At 67.5% G+C, this 21733-nt stretch carries 17 protein-coding genes; 8 read left to right on the forward strand and 9 right to left on the reverse strand.

Translation table 11 applies throughout. The annotated features are described in order from the left end of the window. Positions 1 to 6: 6 nt before the first annotated feature. The 3 genes from ABE522_RS05315 to ABE522_RS05325 form a co-directional block, all read right to left on the reverse strand. A complete protein-coding gene (locus ABE522_RS05315; protein ID WP_101098836.1) occupies positions 7 to 732 on the reverse strand; it encodes a YebC/PmpR family DNA-binding transcriptional regulator in 726 nt (241 codons plus the stop codon). A 94-nt stretch (positions 733 to 826) separates the two neighbouring features. Then, the gene (locus ABE522_RS05320) at positions 827 to 1459 is read right to left on the reverse strand and encodes an esterase/lipase family protein (RefSeq protein WP_346590825.1); all 633 of its coding nucleotides are present in this window, start codon (positions 1457 to 1459) and stop codon (positions 827 to 829) included. Continuing rightward, positions 1456 to 2454 carry a hypothetical protein gene (locus ABE522_RS05325; protein WP_346590826.1) on the reverse strand — a complete coding sequence of 333 codons (999 nt, stop codon included), beginning with the start codon at positions 2452 to 2454 and terminating at the stop codon, positions 1456 to 1458. The genes ABE522_RS05320 and ABE522_RS05325 overlap by 4 nt, the downstream gene beginning before the upstream one ends. Positions 2455 to 2819: 365 nt before the next feature. Between ABE522_RS05325 and ABE522_RS05330 the strand changes: the two genes are divergently transcribed. Continuing rightward, positions 2820 to 3209, forward strand: coding sequence for a CesT family type III secretion system chaperone (locus tag ABE522_RS05330; RefSeq protein ID WP_346590827.1), 390 nt, complete (start codon positions 2820 to 2822; stop codon positions 3207 to 3209). Positions 3210 to 3225: 16 nt separating this feature from the next. Next, a complete protein-coding gene (locus ABE522_RS05335) occupies positions 3226 to 5052 on the forward strand; it encodes a hypothetical protein (protein WP_346590828.1) in 1827 nt (608 codons plus the stop codon). An 11-nt stretch (positions 5053 to 5063) separates the two neighbouring features. Here the strand turns inward: ABE522_RS05335 and ABE522_RS05340 are convergent, their stop codons facing one another. Together ABE522_RS05340 and aspS are read right to left on the reverse strand one after the other, a co-directional pair. After that, positions 5064 to 5618, reverse strand: coding sequence for a GNAT family N-acetyltransferase (locus tag ABE522_RS05340; protein ID WP_346590829.1), 555 nt, complete (start codon positions 5616 to 5618; stop codon positions 5064 to 5066). 86 nt (positions 5619 to 5704) lie between these two features. Beyond that, a complete protein-coding gene (gene aspS, locus ABE522_RS05345) occupies positions 5705 to 7456 on the reverse strand; it encodes an aspartate--tRNA ligase (RefSeq protein WP_346590830.1) in 1752 nt (583 codons plus the stop codon). Positions 7457 to 7615: 159 nt separating this feature from the next. On the opposite strand from aspS, the gene ABE522_RS05350 reads away from it, so the two are divergent. Next, complete coding sequence (locus ABE522_RS05350; protein WP_346590831.1) at positions 7616 to 8350, forward strand: DUF3011 domain-containing protein; 735 nt, start codon at positions 7616 to 7618, stop codon at positions 8348 to 8350. A 190-nt stretch (positions 8351 to 8540) separates the two neighbouring features. On the opposite strand, the gene ABE522_RS05355 is transcribed toward ABE522_RS05350, so the two are convergent. Then, complete coding sequence (locus ABE522_RS05355; RefSeq protein ID WP_346590832.1) at positions 8541 to 9188, reverse strand: hypothetical protein; 648 nt, start codon at positions 9186 to 9188, stop codon at positions 8541 to 8543. 46 nt (positions 9189 to 9234) lie between these two features. Then, positions 9235 to 9471, reverse strand: coding sequence for an FmdB family zinc ribbon protein (locus tag ABE522_RS05360; RefSeq protein WP_182656871.1), 237 nt, complete (start codon positions 9469 to 9471; stop codon positions 9235 to 9237). A gap of 118 nt (positions 9472 to 9589) precedes the next feature. Here ABE522_RS05360 and ABE522_RS05365 point away from each other — a divergent pair, with 118 nt between their 5' ends. Together ABE522_RS05365 and ggpS are read left to right on the forward strand one after the other, a co-directional pair. Continuing rightward, the gene (locus ABE522_RS05365) at positions 9590 to 10831 is read left to right on the forward strand and encodes an MFS transporter (RefSeq protein WP_042613456.1); all 1242 of its coding nucleotides are present in this window, start codon (positions 9590 to 9592) and stop codon (positions 10829 to 10831) included. A 68-nt stretch (positions 10832 to 10899) separates the two neighbouring features. Then, positions 10900 to 13146: a glucosylglycerol-phosphate synthase gene (gene ggpS, locus ABE522_RS05370; protein WP_346590847.1), complete on the forward strand. Its 2247-nt coding sequence runs from the start codon at positions 10900 to 10902 to the stop codon at positions 13144 to 13146. Positions 13147 to 13252: 106 nt separating this feature from the next. Here the strand turns inward: ggpS and blaL2 are convergent, their stop codons facing one another. Further along, a complete protein-coding gene (gene blaL2, locus ABE522_RS05375) occupies positions 13253 to 14149 on the reverse strand; it encodes a L2 family extended-spectrum class A beta-lactamase (RefSeq protein WP_346590833.1) in 897 nt (298 codons plus the stop codon). Positions 14150 to 14327: 178 nt separating this feature from the next. On the opposite strand from blaL2, the gene ABE522_RS05380 reads away from it, so the two are divergent. After that, entirely contained in the window at positions 14328 to 15191 is an 864-nt protein-coding gene (locus tag ABE522_RS05380; protein ID WP_346590834.1) for a LysR family transcriptional regulator, read from the forward strand. Positions 15192 to 15279: 88 nt separating this feature from the next. On the opposite strand, the gene ABE522_RS05385 is transcribed toward ABE522_RS05380, so the two are convergent. After that, a complete protein-coding gene (locus ABE522_RS05385) occupies positions 15280 to 17145 on the reverse strand; it encodes an ABC-F family ATP-binding cassette domain-containing protein (protein WP_101098823.1) in 1866 nt (621 codons plus the stop codon). A 328-nt stretch (positions 17146 to 17473) separates the two neighbouring features. Here ABE522_RS05385 and ABE522_RS05390 point away from each other — a divergent pair, with 328 nt between their 5' ends. Together ABE522_RS05390 and ybaL are read left to right on the forward strand one after the other, a co-directional pair. Continuing rightward, positions 17474 to 19855, forward strand: a complete 2382-nt coding sequence (locus ABE522_RS05390; protein WP_346590835.1) for a TonB-dependent receptor plug domain-containing protein — start codon at positions 17474 to 17476, stop codon at positions 19853 to 19855. A gap of 126 nt (positions 19856 to 19981) precedes the next feature. Next, on the forward strand, positions 19982 to 21685 hold the full coding sequence (gene ybaL / locus ABE522_RS05395) for a YbaL family putative K(+) efflux transporter (RefSeq protein WP_346590836.1): 1704 nt from the start codon (positions 19982 to 19984) through the stop codon (positions 21683 to 21685). The last annotated feature ends 48 nt before the right edge of the window (positions 21686 to 21733 follow it).

Below are 21733 nucleotides of genomic sequence, written 5' to 3' on the forward strand. Positions count from 1 at the left end.
ACGGGCTTAGGCGTGCGCGCCGAGATCGGCGTTGGAGTAGACATCCTGCACGTCGTCGAGGTCTTCCAGCATGTCCAGCAGCTTCTTCACCTGCAGGGCCGTGTCGCCCTCCACGGCAATGTCGTTGTCGGCACGGAAGGTGATCTCGGCGTGGTCGCTCGGCAACCCGGCAGCCGCCATCGCATCGCGCACGGCGTGGAAGGCATCCGGCGCGGTGACCACGTCGATGGAGGCGTCATCGGGGTAGACCACGATGTCGTCCGCACCGGCCTCGATCGCCGCTTCGGTGATGCGGTCTTCGTCCGCGCCCGGCGCATAGCTGATGACGCCCAGGCGCTTGAACATGAACGCCACCGAGCCTTCGGTGCCCATGTTGCCGCCGCACTTGCTGAACGCATGGCGGACATCGGCGACGGTGCGCACCTTGTTGTCGGTCAGGCAGTCGACGATCACCGCGACGCCACCGGGCGCATAGCCCTCGTAGCGGATTTCTTCGTACTCGACGCCTTCCAGCTCGCCGGTGGCCTTCTTGATCGCCCGCTCGATCACGTCCTTGGACATGTTCGAGGACAGCCCCTTGTCCATGGCCACGCGCAGGCGCGGGTTGTTGTTGGGGTCGCCTCCGCCACCGCGCGCGGCAACGCCGATCTCGCGGATGATCTTGGTGAAAATCTTGCCGCGCTTCGCGTCAGACGCGTTCTTGCGGCCTTCGATGGAGGGACCTCTACCCATGGGGGCTTCCGTTTGGCAGCTTCAGGAACAGGGCGCGGATTCTACCTGATCGGGCGCCACAACCGTGTCCACCCCGCCGCAGGACCTGGCGCGGTCAGGCGGCAGCGGAGGCCCCACCCGGATGGAAGCGTCCGTGGCGCAGGAACTGCGCGGTCTGCCGCGCCGCCTCCAGCGAGAACACCAGCCCACTGTGCGAACAGCGCACGACGCAGTGGTCGGCCAGTCCCGGCAGTTGGGTTTCAGCCAGCGCCACGGTGCCGTCGGAGTCGCCCTCCAGCGCGCCCAGCAGGCTGCCCAGCCCATGCGGCACGCAGCCGGCGACCAATCCCACCTTGGCTTCGCCCTGCCAGTCCGGCAGCCCGTCCAGCAGCAGTCCGCTGCTGCGTCCGAGCGCGGCCGCCCAGCCGTGTTCGGCCAGGATGCGGGCGGTGCCGCTGCCGCGCAATGGCGAACCCAGGCAGACCACGCGCTGCACCTGCAGGTCCGGGGCGCGGCGCAGCGCCTCCAGTGCCACCAGCCCGCCCAGGCTGTGGCCGACCAGTGACACCGGGCCGCGCTGCTGCAGGCGTTCCAGCAGCTGCGGGACGGCCACGTCCGGCCCGCCCAGCACGCTGGAATAGCCGAAGGACTCAACCTGGAAGCCGCGCGCGCGCAGGCGCCAGGCGAGCGGACCGACCCAGGCACGGGCGTTCCAGATGCCATGCAGGAGCAGGACGGATTGCGTCATGTTGCCAGTCTGACGCATCTGACCATTTCCGGCGACCGCCGGGGCGCCCCGGCACGGAATTCGATCAGGTTGCCGACATGCCGTGGCTGCAGCGTCTGGCGGACATCCAGCAGCGTGCGGCCTTCGGCCCAGGCCATCAGCGCAACCGATTCGCCACCGTCCAGGTTCAGCGACAGGTTCGGCGGCGAATGCTGGCGATCCAGCCGGGCCAGCGCAGCGGAAAAGGCCGACAGCGTCCAGCCGGTATCTGCGCAGCTGCGGTCGACCATGGGGGCGGCGACCAGACGGATGCGGCCGTTGCCCGGGCCGGCCGGCACGCTGATCGCCACCCGTGGGTTGGCATCGTGCGCGTGCCACAACATCCCGGGGGCGACCACGTCACCGCGCTCGAAACTGAAATCCGGCGGCAGTCGGTAGCAGGGATTGCCGCTGGCCTTGAGTGCGAACACGGCCTCGCCGCGTTCGGCCAGCAGCGGCGCGCAGGCAAGCGAGGAACCATCGCCGAATGCCAGCTCACGGTAGTCGTCGACGAATGCCGGTGGCACCTGCAATGCAGGCTGCGCCGCCCCCCCGCGCATGCGCAGGGAGCCGATCGGCAGGTGCTCGGGGCTGCCGACGCAGGCGCGCTGGCGGAAATTGAAGTACCCACCGTTGATGCGCACGCATGCGGTGGATGCGTCCTCGCCGGCAGGATGCAGGCAAGGGTCGAGCAGGGAATCGCCCTGCACCACGTGGCCGCTGAACCGTCGGGCATCCAGGCTGACCCAGGCAAGCCGCCTGGCCACGCCGGCAGGCGAATTCGTTGGCTGTGGCCCTGCCGCAGTGCTGCGCAGCCCCATCCGCTCAAGCAAGGCAGGCGGCCCGTTCAGGCGGACGGCGATCATTCCCGGCGCGAGGGTCGTGACGCTGAGCGTGCGCCGCAGCTGCTGCCCGCTCAGCAGCGCGCGCCAGCGTGCAGCCACTTTCACCTCGGCGGGGAGGCTGCTGTTGAGCACGCGCGTGGGTTTGGGCGGCCGTGGCCCCGGCGCTGCGGGAGCGGCGACCGGCACCGTAAAGGAGGCAGGAACTGGCTGAACGGATAGCGGGGATGGGGAAGTGGTCATGGTGTCCGGCGGAACGCGGTGCAGTGGCGTCGTATTCGGCACGAACTCTCCGCGAGAAAGGACGCCGACTGAAAGCGTATCTACTCGAAAGCAATCGGAGTCAACGATTCCACCACGGATACAGCTGATAGGCCCGATGAAATTGCCACTCGCAACGACTGGTTCGATTGATATTTCCCACGTTTACGCCCGGCTCAGCGATTTCGGCACGCGCACTCCGCAGGCTGTCCCCCTCCTTTCCCTGCCTCGCCAAGACAATGACCACCTGCACACCGACGTGGGCACTACCGATACTGCAGCGCGCCGCGCAGCACCTGCCCCTGCCGTTGGACGTCCCCGCCGCTGCCTACACGCTGCTCGACGAAGGCGGAGTGGAATGGCACCTGGAAGCCACGGCCGATCACCTGCTGCTGCACTGCCAGCTGGCCGATGACGGGCTGCGCTGCAATGAGGACCGGCTGCGCGGTCTGCTCGCCCACCACCACGAGCCGCAGGCCATGGACGGTGCCTGCATTGCCTTGGACACCGCCAGCGGCGTGCTGCGGCTGGTCCAGGCCCACGCCCGCGATTCGCCCACCCTGGATGACCTGCCGGGTGCATTGCAGCGCCTGCAGTGCGTCCGCCGCCACCTGCTCCCTTCCCCCTGACCCTTCGGATCCCCGCATGCCAACGCCGAGCATTTCCCAGACATCCCCTGCCCTGCTGCCTCCTGCATCTCCACACGCAACGTGCTCTCCCATTTCCGAGCACGCCTCGCTGTTGTTCCGCGCGGCCGGACCGGCCGTGCCGGTCCTCAACCAGTCACGGGCCGCGGCCGAGTTCGACGTCGGGCGTGATTCGCAGAAGTTCGTCGCCGGCTGGCCATGCGTCGCGATGATGGGCCGCAGTGTCGAAGTAGCTGCCGCAGAGCAGCGGATCCGTCCGACCACCTTCTTCTCCGCAGCCAACCCCACCGACAGCGCCACCCGCGACCTGTATCTGCAGGCCTACCAGAACCATTCGCATGACAACCGGAGCGTCCGCCAGGAAATCGGCCAGGCCGCCCTGGCCGAGGTACGGCAGCAGGCGCAGCGGTTGGACCTGCAGCTGCCCCTGCAGGACGTGAAGGCACGACAGGCCTACCGGATGGACCCGGTCACCGGCCAGGGCGTGCCCTACCTGCATGCCCGCGACATGCCGTTCCGCGCGGCGCTGGATGCCGCCGATGCAGGAATCCACACCTTCCTGCCGGGCTATGCCACGGGGGATCGCTACTCGTTGATCCTGGCCACGCTGATCAATCCGCAGCTCAATGTGTCCATTGCCTACAGCCGCGGCAACAAAGCCGAGGAGAGTCATGCGCGCGAAGCCTTCGACGTCATCCGCAGCGCGCTGGGGGCCAGCGGGCACGCAGACGCAGCGGGCCGCGTGTCGTTGTACGAGTACACGGGCGCAAGCCTGAAGAATGCGCGTGAATCGCTGGACGACAGCGCGACGCGCGCTGATTTCAACCACGTGGAGGGTGCGCCCTCGCCGTTGGCCGGCGGCCGCGAACATGACGCCACGCACGTGTTCCACATATCCGCCACGACCGAGCTGATCGCGCGTCGTTTCCGTGATCCAGACCTTTCGCCCGAAGACCGCTGCATCGATGTCCGCGACAAGCTCATCGCGCTGGTCCACCCGGCCGAGCGCGAACGCATCGATGCACTGGTCGGCACGGTCATCGCCGAACAGGGCATCCAGCCCGGCGCGGCCGCGTTGTGGATCGCCGATCGCGAATACGCCAACGCCCGCGAAGCAGAGGCGATTTCACGGCCGATGATGTTCGAGCAGATCGCCGATGCACTGGGCGCCGCAGACACCCCGGTGTACTGCGTTGCTGATACCTATATCAACCGCGCACGCGATGAGCACGGCAACGATCGGCTAACCGATCGCCATCCCTATCGGCCGCAGCTGCATCCGCATATCGGCCGTTTCTGGGCAGCAGAGTTGAATGGGGAGCGCGTGCTGGCCCCCCGCGAAAACCAGTGGTACTTCATGCACAAGCTGCTGGATACCGTGGGCGGGCCGGTGATCGGCATCCGTAGTGGCGCACTGGAACCGTTCGCGCTGATGGGACACCAGGTGATCTACCTGGAGCACAAGGACATGTTCACCCCCGAACGCCATGCCTGCTGGCAGGGCGTCATTCCCTATCACCGGCTGATCACCAACCACACGACCGGCTACCTCAACAAGGAAAGCGAAACCTTCCGCGGCAACGAGCTGCGCAGCCTGCTCAGCGAGACCCTGCAGCGCAGGTCCAATCTGCATGCCGCAAATCCGGTGTACGGCCCCTGGCCTGATCGGCAACAGTCGCTTTCCCAAATGGCGGACGACCTGACCAGCGGCATCCTCAGCGGCAACGAACTGAAACTGCTGGTGGCGATGACGCAGAGCCGCACAACGGCAATGCGGACTGCCGCGTTGCCGGGCACCTTCAGCGACGTGTCCCGGGCCAGCTGAGCCGGCCCCGCCTACGCTGTCGTCGACGGATCGGCGGCAGCGACCAGCGGCCGCCGCAGGATGAACTCAAGGTCGTTGGTTTCACCGACCGGGAACAGGTACTCGCCGACTTTCTGGAAGCCGTATCGGGCATAGAAACGCTGTGCGCCGAAATTTTCCGACCACACGCCCAGCCACAGCGGGCGCGGGCCGTCGCGCTCCAGCCACGCCAGCGCGGTCTCCAACAACCGGCTGCCCCAGCCGCAGCTCTGCTCGGCCTTGATCAGGTACAGCCGCTTCAGTTCACCGTCGCCGGGCTGCACGTCCGCGTGCGGCAGACCACACGGGCCGGCCGCCGCGTGGCCGATCGCCACCCCCTCATGTTCCAGCAGCCACACCGCGTAATCCGGGTGCGCCAGGATGACCTGCTGGCGGTCCACCGCGTAGCTTTCATCGATGAACGCCTGCAGGTGCCGGGGCGGATACAGGTGGCCGAAGGTTTCGGTGAAAGTGCGCGCGGCGAGCACCGACAGGGTCGCTGCGTCGTCGACGGTGGCACGGCGGATCGCGTAGGAACCTTGGACCATCTGCGTTGCCCTGGTAGCGTCGAGCCTGCTCGACTGCGCGGTTGGAAGGCTGCCGGGGAGTGCTTCCGGCAGCCACTGGTGAGGCCTCAGCCCTTCTTCGGACGTACCTGGATGTGCACTTCGGCCAGCTGCGCATCGGCGATCGGCGACGGTGCATCGGTCATCAGGCACTGCGCGCCGGTGGTCTTCGGGAACGGGATGACGTCGCGGATCGACTCGGTACCGGCCATCAGCGCGGCGATGCGGTCGATGCCGAAGGCGATGCCACCGTGCGGCGGCGCGCCGTAGTTCAGCGCATCCAGCAGGAAGCCGAACTTGGCACGGGCTTCTTCGGCATCGATGCCGAGCAGCTCGAACACCGCGCTCTGCATGTCCGGACGGTGGATACGGATCGAACCACCGCCGATCTCGTTGCCGTTGAGCACCATGTCATAGCCACGCGACACCGCGGTCTTCGCATGCGCGCGCAGGTCGGCGATGTCATCCACCGCCGGTGCGGTGAAGGGATGGTGCAGGGCAACGTAGCGCTGCGCTTCCTCGTCCCATTCGAACATCGGGAAATCGGTCACCCACAGCGGGGCCCAGCCATCGGCGACCAGGCCGAAGTCCTTGCCGGCCTTCAGCCGCAGCGCGCCCATGAAATCGGACACCTTGTTGTAGCCACCCGCGCCGAAGAACACGATATCCCCATTGCCGGCGCCGACGTGGGTCAGCAGCGCGGCGAAGCCGTCTTCGGTGAAGAATTTCTGGATCGGCGAGCTGACCTCGCCGGTGTCGCTGATCTTGATGTAGGCCAGGCCTTTGGCGCCGTACTTCGCGGCGTGGGCGGCGTACTCGTCGATCTGCTTGCGGCTCAGGCTGCCACCGCCCGGGATGCGCAGCGCCGCGACGCGGCCGTCGGCATCGCTGGCGGCCGTGCTGAACACCGGGAACCCGCTGGACTTGACCAGCTCGGCCACGTCCACCAGTTCCAGCGTGATGCGCAGGTCCGGCTTGTCCGAACCATAGCGACGCATCGCCTCGGCCCAGGTCATGCGCGGGAAGCGGGCGGCCAGTTCGACGTCGACCACTTCCTTGAAGATGCCACGGATCATGTCCTCGACGAAATCCTGCACGTCCTGCTCGCGCACGAAGGCGAACTCCATGTCCAGCTGGGTGAACTCCAGCTGGCGGTCGGCGCGCAGCGCCTCGTCGCGGAAGCAGCGCGCGATCTGGTAGTAGCGGTCGAAGCCGGCCACCATCAGGATCTGCTTGAACAGCTGCGGGCTCTGCGGCAGGGCATAGAACTCGCCCGGATGCATGCGCGCCGGGACCAGGAAGTCGCGCGCGCCTTCCGGGGTGGCCTTGGTCAGGATCGGGGTTTCGATGTCCTGGAAGCCACGCTCGTCCAGGTGGCGGCGCAGCGCCTGCACCAGCTTGATGCGGGTGCGCTGCATGCGCTGCATTTCCGGGCGGCGCAGGTCCAGGTAACGGTACTTCAGGCGGGTTTCTTCGCCCGGGTTCTCGTGCGCGTGGAACGGCAGCGGCGCGGCCTTGTTGAGCACGGTGATGGCGCTGGCGATCACTTCGACCTTGCCGGTGGCCATCTTGTCGTTGACCGCGTGGCGGGCACGCACCACGCCTTCCACCTGCAGCACGTCTTCGTAGCCGAGCGAGGCGGCCACGGCGAACACTTCGGCGTTGTCGACCTCCACCGTCACCTGCACGATGCCCTCATGATCGCGAAGATCGATGAAGCACACGCCGCCCTGGTTACGGGCCACGTCGGTCCAGCCGGCGAGGGTGACAGTCTGGCCGATCAGGGTCTCGTCGACCAGGCCGCAGAAGTGGGTACGCATGGGGGAAAGCTCCGCTGTTGTACGCCGGCGCCAGGAAGGACCGGAAAGCCCGTTATTCTGGGGCCGAGCCCCCACCGGGGGCAAATCCTTGGCAGTCACGCCGATTTAATCCGGTCCATCCCTATATTCGCGCACCATCGACCGCTCGGGGATGTCGCCATGAACCGTTGGACCCTGGCCTGCCTGGCCACCGCGCTTGCCTGCTCTGCGCCGCTGTTTCCCGCCCACGCCCAGATCGGCACCCGTGCCTATGCGCCGGAGAACCTGACCCAGCTTTCCAGCAGCGACCGGACCCGGGTGATCAGCCAGGAGTATGCCGAACAGTCCAACGGATGCCGTATTCCCGATGACCAGCTGCGGTTCTACCTGGCCCAGGTCAACTCCGGCTGGGGCTTTTCGCGCATCAAGCAGGACATCGCCACCTCGCTGCGTGGAGGCGGCAGCGGCGGCAACTGGGGCGGCGGCGGGCAGAACGGCGGCAGCATCCGCTGCGAAAGCCAGAACAACCGCGAGCGGGTGTGCAACACGGGCTGGCGCAATGCCCGTCTGGTCCGGCAGATCTCCGGCACGGCCTGCGTGGAAGGCCGCACCTGGGGCACCCGCAATGGTGCGGTCTGGGTCAACGGGGGTTGTCGCGGTGAGTTCGCCGAAGCCCGCGGCTCCAGCGGGGGCAACTGGGGTGGCGGCTGGGGCGGCGCCAACAACAACTACAGCGTCACCTGCAGCAGCAACGACAGGCGCCGTTCCACCTGCGCCTGGGAGCCACGACGCGGCCGACCGGTGCTGATCGAACAGCTGTCCGGCAGCGCCTGCAGGGAGAACCAGACCTGGGGCTACAGCAATGGCAGCCTGTGGGTCAGCAACGGCTGCCGCGCGCGCTTCGGCGTGCGCTGAACCGCTCCCGGTAGTGACGGCCGCTGGCCGTCAGCTCTTGCTGCCCTGGTGGGTGACGACCGTTGGTCGCCACGCCCTGCCGCTGCGCTCGCCGAGCATGGCTCGGCGCTACCTGCTTCGGTCGTGACGGCCGCTGGCCATCAGCTTGCTGCCGCTGCGCTCGCCGAGCATGGCTCGGCGCTACCCGCCGTTAACCGGCCGGGGCGGCTGGCGTGTCGGCGCCCCACGGTGCCGGCGGCAATGCCACCGGCCGCGAAAGGTCGAACACCACGCGGAAGCGCCGACCATCGGGCCGGGTCAGTTCGTAGACGAACTGCCGGTCCGGATCGATCTCCATCGCCCAGGTGTTGTGCGTGGAGGCCAGCATGTCGGCCTTGCGGAACATCGCCACCGAATCGGTATCGACCGGGAACTCCTGGCGCTGCGCCGTGCCCGGGCGCCTGCTGTCGCCGCCATACAGGGTGATCGCATCCGGACTGCCGTCGGCGTGCCGATGGTCGTGCTTCAGGCGCAGACCGGTCTCGGTGCGGCTGAGCACCCAGGTGCGCGAATGGTCATCGCCGACGTGGAACGGAATCCGCAGCTGATGGGCCGGGTCTTCGCAGCCCCGCACGTGCATCACCAGCCGTTTGCCCGCGAACGGGTCCGGGCCGGTGCTGGCCGGGTTGTCTTCCACCACCTGGCCGGCGAAGGCCTTGCCGCAGTACGCGGCGACGCTGGCAAGGAACGCATCGGCCGGCGCGTTGGCCACTTCGTGCGCCACCGGATCAGGGGAAGGGTTGCTGCAGCCTGCAAGGGCCAACAGCGCAGCGAGGGAAGACATCCGGAGCAGGTTCATCGCTCCACCCTACCCAGCCACGTCGCATGGCGCAAACCCTCTGTGCTTACTCGCTCTTCGCAGGTGCCGCAGCTGCGGGTTTTTCCGCCAGGTTCTTCTTGTTGGAACCAAAATCGGTCTCATACCAGCCACCGCCCGCCAGCCGGAACGAGGGCGCGGTGATCTGCCGCTTCACCGTTTCCTTGCCGCAGGAAGGACACTGCGTCGGGTCTGCATCGGCAATCTTCTGCAGGCGGTCAAAGGCGTGGCCGCAGTCGGCGCAGGCGAATCCGTAGATCGGCATCGTAGTCGTCAGGTAGGAAATCAGGCGCGCATGTTAAGGCATTGCAAGCGGCCCGGCAGACCCCCTGTGTTAAGGTCGGTGGCGTGTCTGCCCAACCTTCCCCACGAAGGTCGCACCCATGTTGCGGCTGACTTCACTGCTGCTTGGCGTCGCCCTGCTGCTCACCGGCGGCGGCCTGCTGGGCACCCTGCTGGCCGTCCGCGGCGGGCAGGAAGGCTTCAGCGCCAACGCGCTGGGCTGGGTGATGTCCGGTTATTTCGCCGGCTTCTTCGTCGGCACCTTCACTGCGCCGCCGCTGATCCGGCGCATGGGCCACAGCCGCGCCTTTGCCTTCCATGCCGCCCTCGCCACCATGGCCGTGCTGCTGCACCCGCTGTGGCTGGATCCATGGGGCTGGGGCCTGCTGCGGGTGGTCACCGGCATCGCGCTGGTCGGCCTGTATACCGTCATCGAGAGCTGGCTCAACGCCGAACCCGATCCGCAGCGCCGCAGCCGGGTGTTTTCGCTGTACATGATGATCAACCTGTCCGCGCTGGCGCTGGGGCAGGTGCTGCTGATGCTTGGCGATGCGGGCGCGGCGGCGATGTTCACCGTCACCGCGCTGCTGGTCTGCGCGGCGATGCTGCCGGTCACCGCCACCCGCCTGCAGCAGCCGGACGTGCCCAACGTGCCGCGTCTGAAACTCGGCAACCTGTACGCCCTGGCGCCGGTGGCGACGGTCGCCGCCGGCCTGTCCGGGCTGGCGATGGGGCCGTTCTGGGGCCTGCTGCCGGTATTCGCCGGTGACATCGGCCTGAGCGGTGATGGCGTGCCGTTGTTCATGCTGGCCGCCATCGCCGGCGGCGCCCTGCTGCAATGGCCGCTCGGCCGCATCAGCGATGGCCACGACCGGCGCATCGGGCTGATGGCGGTCAGCCTGGCCGCCGCCGGACTGGCGGTGCTGGCGGCCATGCCGCTGATCCAGCAGCAACTGCACGTGATGTTCCTGCTGGTGTTCTGCTACGGCGGGCTGGTGTTCGCGCTGTACCCGTTCGCGGTGGCGCACATGCTCGATTACCTGGCCAGCGAAGACCTGCTGTCCGGCTGCAGCAGCCTGCTGCTGGTGCATGGCGTCGGTGCGGCGGTCGGCCCGGCCATCGCCGGCGCCCTGATGAGCCGCTTCGGCGCCCCCGCGCTGCCGTTGTACTTCGCCGCCGTGCTGACCTGCCTGGCCGTGTTCACCGGCATGCGGCTGCTTTCGCACGCCCGCCTGCGTACCCATCCGGCACCGTTCCGCGCGATGTTGCGCACCACGCCTTCAGCGCTGGAACTGATGCCTGAAACCGAAACTCCCCTCCACCCTGAAAAGGAAACGCATTGACTGTTGGAAGCCCTCCCTCTGCTACCGAACCCGTAATCCCCGCTGTTGAAACCGCAGCACCGCCGCAACTGATCCTGGCTACCGACCTGGATGGCACCTTCCTGGCAGGCAGCGCCGAGCAGCGCCACCGCCTGTACCGGCTGATCGACCAGCATCCCGGGATCCAGCTCATCTTCATCACCGGCCGCGGCCTGGAAGCGGTGATGCCGCTGCTGTCCGATCCCTCGATCCCACGCCCGGACTACATCGTCTGCGATGTCGGCGCCACCGTGGTCGATGGCCACACCCTGCAACCCCTGCAGCCGCTGCAGTCGATGATCGAAGCGCACTGGCCCGGCGAGCACGTGGTGGCCGCCGCGATGCGCCCCTACACCGCGCTGCAGCGCCAGGACGTGCCGCAGGAACGCCGCTGCTCGTACTTCTGCGATCCGAAGACGCTCGCACCGCTGCGCGCACAGATCGAACAGACCGCACGCTCGCTGGGCTGCGATGTGCTGTATTCGGCCGACCGTTATCTCGACATCCTGCCGCCGGGCACCGACAAGGGACGCACGCTGGCCGCGCTGGCGCGCACGCTGGGCCTGCCGGTCGAACGCATCCTGGTCGCCGGTGACACCCTCAACGACCTTTCCATGTACGTCGCCGGTTTCCGCGGCGTGTGCGTCGGCCAGTCCGAACCGGCGCTGCTGGAGGCCACCGCCGGCCACCAGCGCACCCTGCATGCGCAGGCGCCCGGCTGCGGCGGCATCCTGGAAGCGATCACTCATTTCAACCTGCTCGACGCCCGCGATCCGCACCTGGCCGCACCCGCGCCGGTGTCCCACGAAGGCGCCCAGCTGCTGATGGTCTACCACCGCCTGCCCTTCGATGAAGCGATCGAGGACGGCAAGCTGGTGCAGCGTCCACCGCGCTCGCCGAACGGCATCATTCCCTCGCTGCTGAGCTTCTTCAAGGGCGGGCAGAAAGGCAGCTGGATCGCCTGGGGGATCGACGATCCCAAGCACCGGCCGTTCCAGCGCCACGTGCAGGTGGATGCAACCCAGTACCCCACCCTGCGCGCCACCCGCGTGCCGCTGAGCCGGCAGGAAGTGGACATCTTCTACAAGCGCTTTTCCAAGGAAGCGTTCTGGCCGATGCTGCACGTGTTCTGGGAACGTGCGCGCTTCCGCGAAGACGACTGGCAGGTGTTCCTGAAGGTCAACCGCAAGTTCGCCGAAGCGACCGCGGCCGAAGCGGCGCATGGTGCCACCGTCTGGATCCACGACTACAACCTGTGGATGGTGCCGGCCTACCTGCGCGAGCTGCGCCCGGACGTGAAGATCGCCTTCTTCCACCACACCTATTTCCCCTCGGCCGATGTGTTCAACGTCGTGCCGTGGCGACGCGAGATCATCGGCAGCCTGCTGTCGTGCGATTACATCGGCTTCCACATCCCGCGCCAGGTGGAGAACTTCGTGGACGTGGTCCGCGGTGCCGCACCGGTGGAGCGCCTGGCCTGGGAAAACTGCGCCCCGCGCTTCCTTACCTACGGCTGCGCGGTGGGGCTGGACACCATGACCACCCGCCTGCGGGTGGGCGATCGCGATGTCGCCTTGGGTGCCCATCCGGTCGGCACCGACCTGGGCCGCATCCACGACACCCTGGCACGCAGCGACGTGCGCAACGACATCTTCAAGCTGCGTCGCGAGATCGGCGCACGCAAGCTGGTGCTGTCGGTGGAGCGGCTGGACTACACCAAGGGCACGCTGGCCAAGCTGGAAGCCTTCGAACGCGTGCTGGAGCAGCATCCGGAGCAGTGCGGCAAGGTCACCCTGCTGATGGTCTGCGTGCCGGCCGCACGCGAAATGACCGTGTATCGCACCCTGCAGAACCAGATCGAACAGGCGGTGGGGCGCATCAACGGCCGCTTCGCCCGGCTGGACTGGACCCCGGTGCGCTTCTTCGCCAAGGCGTTGCCGTTCGAGCAGGTGGTGGCGCACTACGCGGCTGCCCAGGTGATGTGGATCACCCCGCTGCGCGATGGCCTGAACCTGGTGGCCAAGGAGTTCATCGCCACGCACGGCATCGAAGGCAGCAACGGGGTGCTGGTGCTGAGCGAGTTCGCCGGTGCGGCCGCCGAGCTGAAAGGCGCGGTGCTGACCAATCCGCATGATCCGGCCGACCTGGCCGCCGGCCTGATGCAGGCGCTGCTGATGCCTGAAGAGGAGGCAGAGGCGCGCCAGCGCCAGCTGCACGGCATCGTGGAGTACTACGACGTGGACCGCTGGGGACGCGAGTTCCTTGAAGCGGTGGAAGGCAGCGGCAAGGCCGCCTAGCCTTCGGTGTCGAGCAAGCTCGACACTACCCGGCCGCGCGGCAGCACACGTAGCGGGCGAGCTTGCTCGCCCCTCATAACGTAGCAGGCGAGCCTGCTCGCCCGGGTCAGCCGATCAACGCGTCCGCCAGCGCGGCCACCCGGGCCAGCACGGCATCGCGCTGGCCGCTGTCCACGCTGGCGCCCTGCAGGTAAGCGGTGAGCACCCACGCGCTGCCACCGCCCAACGGCCACAGCACGCCGATGTCGTTGCGCGTGTCCTTGCCGTTGCTGCCGGTCTTGTCACCGACCCGCCAGCGGTCTCCCAGCCCGGCCCGCAGCGTCGCATCGCCGGTCTCGTTGTCGATCAGCCAGTCCGCCAGCTGCTGCCGCGATGCCGGCCGCAGCGCATCGCCGAGCACGAACCGCTGCAGGCTGGCCGCGCTGGCGGACGGACTGGTGGTGTCGCGCGGGTCGCCCGGCGTGAACCGGTTGAGTTCCGGCTCGTACCGATCACTGCGGGTCACCGCATCACCGTGGGAACGCATGAACGCCGTCAGTGCCGGCGGCCCGCCCAGGTGGCGCAGCAGCAGGTTCGCCGCCGGGTTGTCGCTGGTCACCATCGTGGTGCGGCACAGGTCGCGCACGCTCAGGTCCTTGCCCACGTGCCGGCGGGTCGTCGGCGCGTGGTCGATGAGGTCCTCTGCCCGCATCGGCAGCCGCTCGTCAAGGAACCCCGGCTGCCCATCGGCACGCTGCAGCGCCGCCGCGGCGATCATCCATTTGATCGTGCTGCACATCGGGAAGCGTTCGTCCTGGCGGTGCCCCACCCGCTTGCCCGTGCGGGTGTCCAGCAGGGTCACCCCGAGCCGCCCGCCGCTGGCCTTTTCCAGCGCGGCGAAATCCGCAGCCGCGGCGATGCTGCCTGGCGCCGCGGCAGGCGCACCGCGTGCCAGGGCCGGAATGGCGAGCGATGATGCCAGCGCGACGGCACTGGACTGTAGGAAATGACGGCGCGACAGCATGGGCGTTCTCCAGACGGTGGGGGCCCATGGTGGTCGCCGGCAGACCTTCCGACCAGCGCGACATTTCAGGGGGAGCCCCATGAAATCCTAATGGCTGAGCGATCGAAAACCACAACACGCGCCCCGATGGGCGTTGCACGCTACCATCCGACATCAATCCAGCTCACTACGGCATGGCATGTTGTCGCCTTCGCTTCCGCTCAACGCGCTGCGCGCCTTCGAGGCCGCCGCGCGTCACCAGAACCTGACCCGCGCCGCGCTGGAGCTGTGCGTCAGCCAGGCCGCGCTCAGCCATCAGATCCGGGGCCTGGAAGACCGGCTGGGCGTTCGCCTGTTCCATCGGCTGCCGCGTGGCGTGGCGCTCACCGATGAGGGCGCGGCGCTGTATCCGGTGATGAACGAGGCCTTCCAGCGGATCAGCCTGGCACTGGCACGGTTCACCGGCAGCGGGGAAAAAGAGGTGCTCACGCTCGGGGTGGTGGGCACTTTTGCCACTGGTTGGCTGCTGCCGCGGCTTGCCGATTTCGAAGCCGCCCATCCAGACATCGAGCTGAGGCTGCAGACCCACAACAACCGCATCGACCTGGCTGGCGAAGGTCTGGACCTGGCCATCCGTTTCGGCGAGGGCGACTGGCAGGGGCAGGTCTGCACGCGCGTGCTGCCCGCGCCATTCGCGCCATTGTGCGCACCGGGCCTGGCACGCCGCCTGCGGGCACCGGCCGATCTGGCCGGCCTGCCGCTGCTGCGTTCCTACCGTGGCGATGAATGGCCGCGCTGGCTGCAGGCCGCGGGCATCACCGGGGTGGAAGCGCGCGGGCCGGTCTTCGACTCCTCGCTGACCCTGGCGGCTGCGGCCACCAGCGGTGCCGGCATCGCGCTGTTGCCGCTGTGCATGTTCGAACAGGAACTGGCCGAAGGCCGCCTGCAGCAACCGTTCGCGCAGACTGTCGAACTGGGCAGCTACTGGCTCACACGGCTGCGCTCACGCAGTGAGAGCGAACCCGCGCGGCGTTTCGCCGCGTGGTTGCAGGGCGCCGCCTGACGCCCCGTGCGTGCGGACCAAGGTCCGTACCTAGGAGCCCCGGGGCGTTTGCGTAGGTGCGGACCTTGGTCCGCACGCGTAACGACGATCAACCTTCCAGCAGCGCCATCCAGGCCGCTTCGGCCTTCTCCAACAGCGCTGCGGTCGCTTCGCGATCACGTCCCAGCACCGCCATGCGCGTGGCATCGGCGTAGTTGGACGGATCGGCCAGCTGCCGGTCCAGTTCGGCAAGGCTGGCTTCCAGCTCGGCCACCTTGCCCTCCGCGGCCGCCAGCTTGTGCGGGTTGGGCGCCTTCTTCTGCACCACCTGCACCACCGGCTCGGTCTTCACCGCCACCGGTGCAACGGCCTCGGCCAGCTTGGCCTTGGTGCCCTGCGCCTGCGGGCGGGTACGCAGCCATGCCGCGTACTCGTCCAGGTCACCGTCGAACGGTTCCACCACGCCATCGGCCACGCGCCAGAACGTATCGCAGACCAGCCCTATCAGATGCCGGTCGTGCGACACCATCACGATGGCGCCCTCGAAGTCACTCAGCGCTTCGGCCAGCGCCTCGCGCATTTCCAGGTCGAGGTGGTTGGTCGGCTCATCGAGCAGCAGCACGTTCGGCTGCTGGTAGGCGATCAACGCCAGCGCCAGTCGGGCCCGCTCACCACCGGAGAAGCCATCCACCGATTCGAACGCGCGGTCGCCGGCGAAGTTCCACTTGCCGAGGAAATCGCGGAACGACTGGTTCGGTGCGTCCGGAGCGATATCGCGGAAGTGTTCCATCGGCGACTGGCCTTCGTGCAGTGACTCCACCGTGTGCTGGGCGAAGTAACCGATCTTCAGGTCCGGATGCGCGGCACGATCACCGCTGATCGGATCCAACTCGCCGACCAGGGTCTTGACCAGGGTCGTCTTGCCAGCGCCGTTCGGGCCCAGCAGGCCGATGCGCTGGCCCGCTTCCAGGCCGAAGCCGACGTTGTGCAGGATCACCGAATCGGCGCCGTAACCGGCCTCCACATGGTTCAGGCGGATCAGCGAGAACGGCAGCTTGGCCGGCGGCGCGAACTCGATGCGGAACTCGCGCTCGGCCCGTACCGCTTCGGTACCGGCCATCTTCGCCAGGCGCTTCATGCGGCTCTGCGCCTGCGCTGCCTTGGACGCGGTGGCCTTGAAGCGGTCGATGAAGCTCTGCAGGTGGGCGCGCTCGTTCTGTTCCTTCTCGTGCGCGATCTGCTGCTGGCGCAGCTGCTCCGAACGCTGGCGCTCGAAGTCGGTGTAGCCGCCGGTGTACAGCTTGGCGCCGCCGTTATGCAGGTGCAGCGTGTGGGTCGCCACGTTGTCCAGGAACTCGCGGTCATGCGAGATCAGCAGCAGCGTGCCGGGGTACTTCAGCAGCCACTGTTCCAGCCAGTACACCGCGTCCAGGTCCAGGTGGTTGGTCGGCTCATCGAGCAGCAGCAGGTCGCTGGGCATCATCAGCGCGCGTGCCAGGTTCAGGCGCACGCGCCAGCCGCCGGAGAACGAAGACACCGCACGGTGATGCGTATCCGCCGGGAAACCCAGGCCATGCAGCAGCTTGCCGGCGCGCGCTTCGGCATCGTAGGCACCGACTTCGGCCATCTTCGTATGCGCTTCGGCCACCGCTTCCCAGTCCTCGCGGGCGGTCGCGGCGGCTTCTTCGGCCAGCACTGCGGCCACCACCACGTCGCCGCCGAGCACGAAGCTCAGCGCCGGGTCCGGCAGCGAGGGTGTTTCCTGGGCCACGCTGGCAATACGCACCTTGCCGGGCAGGTCGACATCGCCTTTGTCGGCTTCCAGCTCGCCCTGCACGGCGGCGAACAGGCTGGACTTGCCGGCACCGTTGCGGCCGACCACGCCCACCCGGTAACCGGCATGCAGGGTCAGGTCGACGTTGGACAACAGCAGCCGCTCGCCGCGGCGCAAGGCGAAATTACGGAGGGAGATCATCGGGGGGGTCCATATAACGGAATGGAATGTGCTGGTGAGCACCTTTCCTGCGACGCAATTCTAACGTTAACGAATACTTGACGTATCCCGGCAGCGCGCTGCGGTCGTTCCTCTCTCTCCCACGGAGGTCGGCCAGCGCCCTTCCGGGCCCCTCCCCACGACGCTGTCCTTGCGGCTAAATGGTTGCTTTTGCAACGGTTTTTTGACGCGACCGTCATTTGACAGCGGATTAAATTGTCGTTAATTGCTGTATTGCGCACCGCAACAACGCCGTCCCGCTCCCCCGAGATGTCGCCCCGGTGCCTCCCCCAACCGGAGCCACGTCCTGATGACCCGCAAGACCAGCCAACTCGCCGCCGCCGTCGCCCTGGTGCTCGGCGCGTCCGCCTTCTCCGCCGCCGCGCAGACCGCCAACACGCTCGACACGGTGATCGTCACCGGCACCCGCGTGGCAGACCGTACGGTCGCCGAATCGCAGTCGCCGATCGACATCATCACCCCGGAGGCCCTGCAGTCCACCGGCACCTCCGAACTGGCCACCGCGCTGTCGCGCGCCCTGCCCTCGCTGAACTTCCCGCGCCCGGCGCTGACCGACGGCACCAGCGGCATCCGCCCGGCGCAGCTGCGCGGCCTCTCCCCGGACCAGGTGCTGGTGCTGGTGGACGGCAAGCGCCGGCATACCTCGGCGATGATCAACGTCAACGGCAGCATCGGCCGTGGCTCCTCGGCGGTGGACATCAACGCCATCCCGATCGGCGCCATCGAACGCGTGGAAGTGCTGCGCGACGGCGCTTCGGCCCAGTACGGTTCGGACGCCATCGCCGGTGTGATCAACATCGTGCTCAAGGGCAGCGGCAGCGGTGGCAGCCTGGCCATCGACCACGGCCAATATGCGGCCGGCGACGGCAACAAGAACCAGCTTTCCGGCGACGCCGGTTTCACCTTCGGCGGCGGCCGCGGCCAGGTCCACCTGGCCGGCCAGTACAGCCAGCAGGATGAAAGCAACCGTGCCGGTCCCTACCTGGGCACGACTCCGAATACCGGCAACTTCCCCGATATCGGCGAAAAGACCTTCGTGGTCGGCGATCCGCAGGTGGATGCATCGGCGGTCTCCGCCAACGCCAGCTTCGCCTTCAGTGACAACGTCACCGGTTACGCCAACGCACTGCTCAGCAACCGCGACATCACCTCGTTCGCGTTCTACCGCTCGCCCAACCACAGTGGCCAGACCGCCTTGCTGGCCCAGGTCTACCCGGACGGCTACGTACCGCAGATCAACCAGTACTCCAAGGACCGTTCGGTCGTGGCCGGCGTCAAGGGCAGCACCGAAAGTGGCTGGACCTGGGACCTGAGCGCCAACCACGGCGAGAACACGCTCGACTTCCACACCCGCAACAGCATCAATTACAGCCTCGGCGCCACCAGCCCGAGCGACTTCTACGACGGCACCCTGAAGTACACCCAGGACATCTTCAACGCCGACTTCACCAAGTCGCTGGACTGGGGCCTGGCCTATCCGGTCACCCTGTCCTTCGGTGGTGAATACCGCCGCGAGACCTGGGAGCAGCGCCCGGGTGAACCGGACTCCTACACCGGCAGCGGCGCGCAGGGCTTCGCCGGCTTCACCCCGATCAATGCCGTCGACGAGGACCGCGACAACTACGCGGTGTACGCCGGGCTGGAAGCGGACCTGACCGAAAAGTTCTCCGCCGGTGTCACCGGCCGCTACGAGGACTACTCGGACTTCGGCGACAAGTTCTCCGGCAAGCTGTCGGCGCGCTACGCCTTCACCGACAAGGTCGCCCTGCGCGCCACCGCCTCCAGTGGCTTCCGCGCGCCTTCGCTGGCCCAGCAGAGCTACCAGGCGGTCACCAGCACGATCGTCAACGGCAGCTTCGTCGAGCGCGGCACCTTCCCGGCCGCCAGCGCCGCTGCACAGGCCCTCGGTTCGGCCCCGCTGAAGGCGGAAACCTCCACCTCCTACAGCCTCGGCCTGGTGCTGCAGCCGATCGACCGCCTGTACCTGACCGTGGATGCGTACCAGATCGAGATCGACGACCGCATCGCGCTGTCGTCCAACATCACCACCACCGGCAACACCGCCGTGGCCGACCTGCTGACCGGCCTGGGCCTGCCGCAGGTCACCGCGTTCTCCTACTTCACCAACGGCCTGGACACCCGCACCCGCGGCGTCGATGCCGTGGCCAGCTACACCGTGCCGTTCAGCGCCAGCAGCCTGGAACTGACCGCCGCCTACAGCTACAACGACACCGAAGTGCAGAAGTTCGACGCCTCGCCAGCTGCCTTCCAGGCCCTCGGCATCACCCAGGCGCTGATCGGTCGTGATGAGATCGGCCGCATCGAAGACAGCTTCCCGCGCGACAAGGCCATCGTCAGCGGCACGTGGCGTTCGGATCATTGGGAACTCGGCCTGGCCGCCACCCGCTACGGCAGCTTCACCGTGCGCAACTCGGCCACCGCCACCCGCGACCAGACCTACGATGCGAAGTGGGTGCTGGATGCATCGGCCAGCTACAAGCCCAGCGAAAACTGGACCCTCACCCTGGGTGCGGACAACCTGCTGGATGAATACCCGGATCGCACCGTGGATCTGCAGAACTCCACCTGGGGCATGCTGCCGTACAGCAACTACTCGCCGTTCGGCTTCAACGGTGCGTACGTTTACGGGCGTATCCGCTACACCTGGTGACGGCTGCGGGCTTGGCCCGGCGCCGTCGCGTGAAGCTGCAACAGACGCCGGGCAATGCCCGGCGTTTGCCGTATCGGGGCCCATCGGTGAAAATCGGGACATCCCCCGATTTACCTGCGAGACCTGATGCACCATGACACCGACCTGATCAACATCGTTGCCGTTGGCCTCGGGCTCGCCTTCATCTTCGGCGCGCTGGCCAACAAGCTGCGCTTGTCTCCGTTGGTCGGGTATCTGGTTGCTGGCATCTGCGTGGGTCCATTCACTCCCGGCTTCGTCGCCGACCAGGCGCTGGCCAACCAGCTGGCCGAACTGGGCGTGATGCTGCTGATGTTCGGCGTCGGCCTGCATTTTTCGCTGAAGGACCTGATGGCGGTGAAGGCCATCGCCATCCCCGGGGCGATCGGCCAGATCCTGGTCGCCACCCTGCTCGGCTGGGGCGTGGCCAGCCTGATGGGCTGGCCGGTCATCCACGGCATCGTGTTCGGGTTCTCGCTGGCCACCGCCAGTACCGTGGTGCTGCTGCGGGCGATGGAAGAGCGTCGCCTGCTGGAAACCCTGCGCGGCAAGATCGCCGTGGGCTGGCTGATCGTCGAAGACCTGGCGTGCGTGCTCGCGCTGGTGATGATGCCGGTGCTGGCCGGCGTGTTCGGTCCCGATGCCGCCAGGGAAAACCACAGCATCGGCAGCGTGCTGGCCGACATCGGCTGGACCTTCGTGCAGCTCGGCCTGTTCGTGGCGGTGATGCTGGTGGTCGGCCGCCGGGTCATCCCGTGGATACTGGAACGCATCGCCGGCACCGGTTCGCGCGAACTGTTCACCCTGGCGGTGCTGGCCATTGCGCTGGGCGTGGCGTTCGGCTCGGCGATGCTGTTCGGCGTGTCCTTCGCGCTGGGCGCTTTCTTCGCCGGCATGCTGCTCAACGAATCCGAACTCAGCCACAAGGCGGCCACCGATTCACTGCCGCTGCGCGATGCGTTCGCCGTGCTGTTCTTCGTTTCGGTCGGCATGCTGTTCAACCCGATGATCATCATCGAGCACCCGTGGCAGGTGTTGGCGACGGTGCTGATCATCATGTTCGGCAAATCCGCCGCAGCGTTCTTCATCGTGCGGGCGTTCGGCCACCCGACCAGCACCGCGCTGACCATTTCGGCCAGCCTGGCGCAGATCGGCGAGTTCGCCTTCATCATCGCCGGCCTCGGCGTAGCCCTGCAGATCCTGCCGCCCACCGGGCAGTCGCTGGTGCTGGCCGGTGCATTGGTGTCGATCATGCTCAACCCGCTGGTGTTCGGCCTGCTGGATCGCTGGCAGGCGCGCCAGCTTGCCCTGCAGCCGGCCGAACCCGAGCCGGAAGAGGCCGACGGCCCCTCGCGTGACCTGCACGACCACGCCATCGTCATCGGTTACGGCCGGGTCGGCAGCGAACTGGCCCAGGTGCTGCGCGACAAAGGCGTGCCCGTACTGGTCATCGATGACAACAAGGAACACGTGGAAAGCGCGCACGCCGCCGGCATCGCGGCCATCCGCGGCAGCGCCGCCGCCGATCGCGTGCTCGCCGAAGCACACCCGGAACGCGCCAAGATCGCCGTGCTTGCCATTCCGCAACCGCTGGAAGCCGGCGAGGCGCTGGCCAAGCTGCGCGCGATCAATCCCGGCCTGACCCTGCTGGCGCGCGCGCACAGCGATGCCGAAGTCCGGCATCTGCTGGAGCACGGCGCCGACGGCACGGTGATGGCCGAGCGCGAACTGGCGTATTCGCTGGCAGAAATGATCATGGCCACGCCGCCCTATCGCACGATGGGCCAGCAGCACAGCATTCCGGTGGTGTGAGTCCTGGCTGCGCCAGGCGGCTGCCTTTGCAGGAATGTCCCCGGCCGA

It is taken from the genome of Stenotrophomonas lacuserhaii (assembly GCF_039674585.1).
Classification (GTDB): domain Bacteria; phylum Pseudomonadota; class Gammaproteobacteria; order Xanthomonadales; family Xanthomonadaceae; genus Stenotrophomonas; species Stenotrophomonas pennii_A.

What these genes read in the sequence shown, in the direction of transcription:
- ABE522_RS05315 (WP_101098836.1), bottom strand. Translation starts at nt 732, where the DNA reads ATGGGTAGAGGTCCCTCCATCGAAGGCCGCAAGAACGCGTCTGACGCG.
- ABE522_RS05320 (WP_346590825.1), bottom strand. Translation starts at nt 1,459, where the DNA reads ATGACGCAATCCGTCCTGCTCCTGCATGGCATCTGGAACGCCCGTGCC.
- ABE522_RS05330 (WP_346590827.1), top strand. Translation starts at nt 2,820, where the DNA reads ATGACCACCTGCACACCGACGTGGGCACTACCGATACTGCAGCGCGCC.
- ABE522_RS05335 (WP_346590828.1), top strand. Translation starts at nt 3,226, where the DNA reads ATGCCAACGCCGAGCATTTCCCAGACATCCCCTGCCCTGCTGCCTCCT.
- ABE522_RS05340 (WP_346590829.1), bottom strand. Translation starts at nt 5,618, where the DNA reads ATGGTCCAAGGTTCCTACGCGATCCGCCGTGCCACCGTCGACGACGCA.
- aspS (WP_346590830.1), bottom strand. Translation starts at nt 7,456, where the DNA reads ATGCGTACCCACTTCTGCGGCCTGGTCGACGAGACCCTGATCGGCCAG.
- ABE522_RS05350 (WP_346590831.1), top strand. Translation starts at nt 7,616, where the DNA reads ATGAACCGTTGGACCCTGGCCTGCCTGGCCACCGCGCTTGCCTGCTCT.
- ABE522_RS05355 (WP_346590832.1), bottom strand. Translation starts at nt 9,188, where the DNA reads ATGAACCTGCTCCGGATGTCTTCCCTCGCTGCGCTGTTGGCCCTTGCA.
- ABE522_RS05360 (WP_182656871.1), bottom strand. Translation starts at nt 9,471, where the DNA reads ATGCCGATCTACGGATTCGCCTGCGCCGACTGCGGCCACGCCTTTGAC.
- ABE522_RS05365 (WP_042613456.1), top strand. Translation starts at nt 9,590, where the DNA reads ATGTTGCGGCTGACTTCACTGCTGCTTGGCGTCGCCCTGCTGCTCACC.
- blaL2 (WP_346590833.1), bottom strand. Translation starts at nt 14,149, where the DNA reads ATGCTGTCGCGCCGTCATTTCCTACAGTCCAGTGCCGTCGCGCTGGCA.
- ABE522_RS05380 (WP_346590834.1), top strand. Translation starts at nt 14,328, where the DNA reads ATGTTGTCGCCTTCGCTTCCGCTCAACGCGCTGCGCGCCTTCGAGGCC.
- ABE522_RS05385 (WP_101098823.1), bottom strand. Translation starts at nt 17,145, where the DNA reads ATGATCTCCCTCCGTAATTTCGCCTTGCGCCGCGGCGAGCGGCTGCTG.
- ABE522_RS05390 (WP_346590835.1), top strand. Translation starts at nt 17,474, where the DNA reads ATGACCCGCAAGACCAGCCAACTCGCCGCCGCCGTCGCCCTGGTGCTC.
- ybaL (WP_346590836.1), top strand. Translation starts at nt 19,982, where the DNA reads ATGCACCATGACACCGACCTGATCAACATCGTTGCCGTTGGCCTCGGG.